The following is a 663-nucleotide window of genomic DNA, read 5'->3' on the forward strand; positions in this document are numbered from 1 at the left end:
CCGTCTTGATGACCCCCACCAGCCCCGCCGCCGCACCCAGGTGCCCGACGTTGCTCTTCACCGACCCCAGGCCGCACACCCCGGGCGCCACGCCCTGGAACACCTGCCGCAGCGCCGCGACCTCGATGGGGTCCCCCAGCGCCGTCGCCGTCCCGTGCGCCTCGACATAGGAAACGTCCCCGGGCGCCACCCCCGCCACCGCCTGCGCGTCCGCGATGACCGACACCTGCCCGTCCACCGACGGCGCCGTGAAGCCCGTCTTCCCGCTGCCGTCGTTGTTCAGCGCCGTGCCCAGCACCAGCGCGCGGATGGGATTGCGGTCCGCCACCGCGTCGTCCAGCCGCTTGAGCACCACCGCCGCCACGCCGTTGCTCGCCACCGTCCCGCCCGCCTTCACATCGAAGGGCCGGCACCACCCGTCCGGCGACACGATGTCCCCCTCCTGGTAGCGGTACGGCGCCAGCTGCGGCAGCCGGATGGACACCCCGCCCGCGATGGCCATGTCGCACTCGCCCGCCAGCAGCGACTGCGTCGCCAGGTGCAGCGCCACCAGCCCCGTGGAGCACCCGGTCTGCACCGTCATCGCCGGACCCTTCAGGTCCAGTTCGTACGACACGCGCGTCGCCAGGAAGTCCAGGGACACGCCCACCGCCAGCCCCAACC

At 73.5% G+C, this 663-nt stretch carries 1 protein-coding gene; it reads right to left on the reverse strand.

Going from position 1 to position 663, the window contains the following annotated elements:
- On the reverse strand, positions 1–663 hold a 663-nt coding region (locus D7W81_RS41420), incomplete at both ends, for a beta-ketoacyl [acyl carrier protein] synthase domain-containing protein (protein WP_147445850.1).

Source organism: Corallococcus aberystwythensis, assembly GCF_003612165.1.
Taxonomy (GTDB): domain Bacteria; phylum Myxococcota; class Myxococcia; order Myxococcales; family Myxococcaceae; genus Corallococcus; species Corallococcus aberystwythensis.